This window comes from Stenotrophomonas sp. P5_B8, from assembly GCF_054049855.1.
Window position 1 is genome coordinate 1 of sequence record NZ_JBFULO010000280.1, and the last position, 5,027, is coordinate 5,027.

Genomic DNA, 5,027 nt, shown 5'->3' on the forward strand with positions numbered 1-5,027 from the left:
GATCAGCGCCGCGCCACAGCTGCGGTTGCGTGGGCTCATGGCCATCCCCGCGCCGTGGCCCRATGCCGCGCGCCGCCAGCAGGCCTTCGAGCGCATGCGCGACCTGTTCCAATCGCTGTCGGCGACGTATCCGCAGGTGGATACGCTGTCGATGGGCATGAGCGGGGATTATCCCGACGCGATCGCCCATGGCGCGACCATGGTGCGGATCGGCACCGCCCTGTTCGGCACGCGCCCGCGCGCGGCCTGATGCTTCATCAACCCCATTCCCAAGGAGATCGCATGAGCGCTTCCCCGCTTACTTTCATCGGCGGCGGCAACATGGCCCGCAGCCTGATCGCCGGGCTGATCCGACAAGGCGTGGCGCCGGCGCAGATCCATGTCGCCGAGCCCGTCACCGGGCTTCGCGAACAGCTCACCGCCGACTTCGGCGTGAAGACCTACGCCAGCGCCACCGAGGCCGCCGCCCAAGGCACGGTGTGGGTGCTGGCGGTGAAACCGCAGGTGCTGCGCGATGTGTGCGCCGCGCTGTCGGACCTGGCGCATGCGAAGCAGCCGCTGGTGCTGTCGATTGCCGCAGGCATCACCAGCGCGCAGCTGGAACGCTGGCTGGGCGGCAACCCGGCCGTGGTGCGGGCGATGCCCAACACGCCGGCCCTGCTCGGCGCCGGGGTGACCGGCCTGTACGCCACCGCCGGCGTCAGTGCCGCCCAGCGCGCGCAGGCCGACACGGTGCTGGCCAGCGCGGGGCGCACGGTGTGGATCGACGATGAGGCGCGCATGGACGCGGTGACCGCGGTGTCCGGCAGCGGCCCGGCCTATGTGTTCCTGCTTGCCGAAGCGATGGAAGCGGCCGCCGTGGCCCAGGGACTGCCGGCTGATGCGGCGCGCACGCTGGTGGTGCAGACCCTGCTCGGCGCCAGCCGCATGCTGGACGAATCCGGCGAGGCCCCCACCGAACTGCGCCGCCGCGTGACCTCGCCCAACGGCACCACCCAGGCGGCGATCGAGAGCTTCCAGGGCGATGACTTCGAAGCGATCGTGGCACGCGCGATCGACGCCGCCACCCGGCGCGGGCAAGCGTTGTCGGCCGCGAACGACTGAGCCCCCGGTAGAGCCACCCCATGGGTGGCTGGCGCGGTGCCGGAACGAAAAGCAGCCACGCATGGCGTGGCTCTACCTGGCAGRCCCCCGACCGGGGTAGAGCCACCCCATGGGTGGCTGGCGCGGTGCCGGAACGAAAAGCAGCCACGCWTGGCGTGGCTCTACCTGGCAGMCCCCSGACCGGGGTAGAGCCACCCCATGGGTGGCTGGCGCGGTGCCGGAACGAAAAGCAGCCACGCWTGGCGTGGCTCTACCTGGCCGCCCCCCGACCGGGGGTAGAGCCACCCCATGGGTGGCTGGCGCGGTGCCGGAACGAAGCGCAGCCACGCATGGCGTGGCTCTACCGTGGCGGGACGTTGGCCAGCAGGAAGTCCACGAAGCTGGACAGCTTCGGTCTTGGCCGGCGATCAGGCAGGTACACCAGGTGCAGCGGGCGCGRCTCGGGCAGGTAGTCGGCCAGCACCGGTTGCAGGCGCCCGGCGGCGATGTCCTCGGCAAGCAACACTGCCGGTTGCAGGATCAATCCCGCACCGGCCAGGGCGGCGCGGCGCAGGCCGTCGCCGTCGTTGCAGAGCAGGCGCGACTGCGCCGACCAGTCCTGCTCGGGATGCCCGCGCAGGCGCCAACCATGGCCACCACGCCAGGCCAGGTGGGTCAGGCAATCATGATCGCGCAGGTCCGCCGGGTGTTGGGGAAGGCCCTTGCGCTGCAGGTAGGACGGCGCCGCGCAGATCTGCATGGCATACGGCGGTAACGGTCGCGCCACCCATTCGGCCGAGCCGATCTGGCCCATGCGCACCACCGCATCGAACTGTTCTTCGATCAGGTCCACGCGCCGGTTGCTCAAGTCCAGCCCCACGGTCACCTGCGGGTAGGCGGCCAGGTACTGCGCCACCAGCGGGGCCAGCACGCAGCTGCCCCAGGTGACCGGTGCGCTGATCCGCAGCACGCCCTGCGGCTGCGCCTGCAGCCCTTCGACGCTGGCCTCGGCCTGCTGCACCTGTTCCAGCACGGTGCGGCAGCCGGCCAGATAGTTACGGCCGGCATCGGTGAGGCTTTGGCGGCGGGTGTTCCGCTGCAGCAGGCGCACCCCGAGGTGGGCTTCCAGCTGCTGGATGTACTTGCCGACCATCACCGAGGACACCGCCATGTGCGCGGCGGCGGCATTGAAGCTGCCGTGTTCGACCACGGCGACAAAGGCCTGCATGCAGCGCAAGGTGTCCATTGGTAACCACGGGTTTGCAATCTACAAAGCATACGCCCGTTACCTAACCGGCGATCCAGGCGCAGACTGCCTGCACACCTTTCGGAAGCCCCTCCCATGAAGATCCTTCTCGTTGGCGCCAGCGGCACCCTTGGCCAGGCCGTAGCCGCCACGCTGGGCCATCATCACCAGCTGATCCGCGCCGGCCGTCACGGGGGCGATGCGCAGGTCGACCTGACCGACGATGCCAGCGTGCAGGCGCTGTTCCAGCAGATCGGGAACGTCGATGCGGTGATCGCCACCACCGGACGCCTGCATTTCGGCCCGCTGGCCGGGATGAGCCCGACGCAGTTCAACCTGGGCCTGCAGGACAAGCTGCTCGGCCAGGTCCGGCTGAGCCTGGTCGCCCAGCACCATCTGAACCCGGGCGGTTCAATCACCCTGACCAGCGGCATCGTCAGCGCGCAGCCGATCCGCGACGGCGCCAATGCCACCTCGGTCAATGCGGCGCTGGAGGGTTTCGTGCGCGGCGCGGCCTGCGAACTGCTGCCGCGTGGGCTGCGCATCAACGTGGTAAGCCCGAACGTGCTGGTCGAATCGATGGACGATTACGGCGCCTACTTCCCCGGCTTCGAACCGGTGACCGCCCATCGCGCGTCGCTGGCCTACCAGCGCAGCGTGGAAGGCGTGCAGAGCGGGCAGGTGTTCACCGTGTGGTGAGGGCGGTGCCGGCCAGCGGCCGGCACTACCTCCCACATGCCGGGTACCTCGATGCCCTGCCATACCGGGACCGGTAGTGCCGGCCGCTGGCCGGCTCCTGACGACGGAGGGCACTACGAGAGCCGGCCAACGGCCGGCACTACTCCCAGCGGCGGGGGCCGTCGCCCTGATCGCCCAGTGCGTCCTCGGGATTGGTCAGGCGACAGCGTTTCAACGACAGGCAGCCGCAGCCGATGCAATCGGTGAGCTGGTCGCGCAGCAGCAGCAGTTGCGCGATGCGCTGGTCCAGTTCGCTGCGCCACAACGCCGACATCCGGGCCCACTCGGCCTTGGTCGGGGTCTTGTTCTCCGGCAGCGCCGCAAACGCGGTCGCCACCGCCTCCAACGGCATGCCAACGCGCTGGGCGACGCGGATCACCGCCAGCCGGCGCAACACGTCGCGCGCGAAACGGCGCTGGTTGCCGGCCGTGCGCAGGCTGCGGATAAGCCCTTTGCGCTCATAGAAATGCAACGCCGAGACGGCCACGCCGCTCCGTTTGGCCACTTCCCCTACACTCAGTTCCTGCGCGATCACTGCTTGACCTCAACCTTGGTTCAGGTGGCATCCTGCGCGCCGCCGGGATGCACTACAAGTCCGGTCCTTCCCCCGATGTCTGGAATCCGCATGTCCGTTGATGCCGCACCCCCACCCGTCGCCCTCCCGGCGGTGGAGACCCCGATCCCCTCGATTCTGTCGCCGGCCTATCGCGCCACCACCATCGGCACGGTCGCGCTGGTGTCGCTGCACGCTTTCGAGGCGCTGGCAGTGGCCGCGGCGATGCCGACCGTTGCCCAGGCGCTGGACGGACTGCCGCTGTATGCCCTGGCGTTCGGCGGCACCCTGGCCACCAGCGTGATCGGCATGACCCTGGCCGGGCGCTGGAGCGAYCAGCAGGGGCCGGCGCGACCGTTGTGGCTGGGCCTGGCCAGCTTCATCGCCGGCCTGCTGGTGGCCGGGCTGGCCCAGCACATGCCGGTGCTGGTGCTGGGAAGGTTGCTGCAGGGGCTGGGCGCAGGGGCGATCTCGGTGGCGCTGTATGTGCTGGTCGGGCGGACCTTCCCCGAGCCGATGCGGCCGCGCGTGTTCGCCGCGTTTTCAGCCGGCTGGGTGGTGCCCTCGCTGATCGGCCCGGGCATCAGCGGGCTGATCGTGCAGCACCTGGGCTGGCGCTGGGTGTTCCTGATCGTGCCGCTGCTGGCCATTCCCGCCGCCCTGCTGCTGCGCCCTGCCCTGCGCAACCTCGCCCCGGCCGGGGCGGCAAAGGGCAACCGCACGGTGGTGCGCTGGGCGATCGGTGCCTCGGCCGGCGCGCTGCTGCTGTACGTCGGCGGCCAGCAGCGCGGCTGGGCAGCGGTGTCGATGCTGCTGCCAGCGATCGCGTTGCTGGCGTTGTGCAGTTGGAAGCTGCTGCCGGCCGGCACGCTGCGGCTGCGCCGTGGCCTGCCCAGCGTGATCGCACTGCGTGGCATCGCCGCGTCGGCCTTCTTCGGCTGCGAGGCGTTCCTGCCGTTGTTGCTGCAGCGCGAACGCGGGCTGAGTCCCTTGTTTGCAGGGGTGGCGTTGAGCCTGGGCGCGCTGGGCTGGTTCAGCGGGTCGTGGATGCAGGGTCATCAACGCCGCGGCTGGTCGCGCCGCCAACTGCTGACCGGCGGCGCACTGCTGATGAGCGTGGGCATCGTGGTCACCGCGCTGGCCCTGCAACCGGCGGTGCCGCTGTGGTGCGCGCTGGCCGGGTGGAGCATCACCGGGCTGGGCATGGGCATGATCTACCCGAGCCTGTCGGTGCTGACCCTGTCGTTGTCACCGCCCGCGCAGCAGGGCGCCAACACCTCGGCCCTGCAGTTGAGCGAGGCCCTGGCCGTGGCCACCACGCTGGCGGTGTCCGGCTCGCTGTTCGCGCTGTTCCTGCAGGGCAACGTGGTGGTCGGCTACCTGCTCACGTACGTAATCATGCTGATG

6 protein-coding genes are annotated in these 5,027 nt (G+C 70.1%); 4 read left to right on the forward strand and 2 right to left on the reverse strand.

The annotated features are described in order from the left end of the window. On the forward strand, positions 1-250 hold a 250-nt coding region (locus ACXJKH_RS14365; RefSeq protein ID WP_457320237.1), incomplete at its 5' end, for an alanine racemase. Positions 251-282: 32 nt separating this feature from the next. Further along, on the forward strand, positions 283-1,104 hold the full coding sequence (gene proC, locus ACXJKH_RS14370; protein ID WP_457320239.1) for a pyrroline-5-carboxylate reductase: 822 nt from the start codon (positions 283-285) through the stop codon (positions 1,102-1,104). A gap of 340 nt (positions 1,105-1,444) precedes the next feature. Here the strand turns inward: proC and ACXJKH_RS14375 are convergent, their stop codons facing one another. After that, complete coding sequence (locus ACXJKH_RS14375) at positions 1,445-2,329, reverse strand: LysR family transcriptional regulator (RefSeq protein WP_457320241.1); 885 nt, start codon at positions 2,327-2,329, stop codon at positions 1,445-1,447. A gap of 96 nt (positions 2,330-2,425) precedes the next feature. On the opposite strand from ACXJKH_RS14375, the gene ACXJKH_RS14380 reads away from it, so the two are divergent. After that, complete coding sequence (locus ACXJKH_RS14380) at positions 2,426-3,028, forward strand: short chain dehydrogenase (protein ID WP_457320243.1); 603 nt, start codon at positions 2,426-2,428, stop codon at positions 3,026-3,028. Positions 3,029-3,167: 139 nt separating this feature from the next. On the opposite strand, the gene soxR is transcribed toward ACXJKH_RS14380, so the two are convergent. After that, positions 3,168-3,602 carry a redox-sensitive transcriptional activator SoxR gene (gene soxR / locus ACXJKH_RS14385; RefSeq protein ID WP_457320245.1) on the reverse strand — a complete coding sequence of 145 codons (435 nt, stop codon included), beginning with the start codon at positions 3,600-3,602 and terminating at the stop codon, positions 3,168-3,170. Positions 3,603-3,692: 90 nt separating this feature from the next. Here soxR and ACXJKH_RS14390 point away from each other — a divergent pair. Beyond that, a partial coding sequence (locus ACXJKH_RS14390) for an MFS transporter (protein WP_457320247.1) occupies positions 3,693-5,027 on the forward strand: 1,335 nt, incomplete at its 3' end.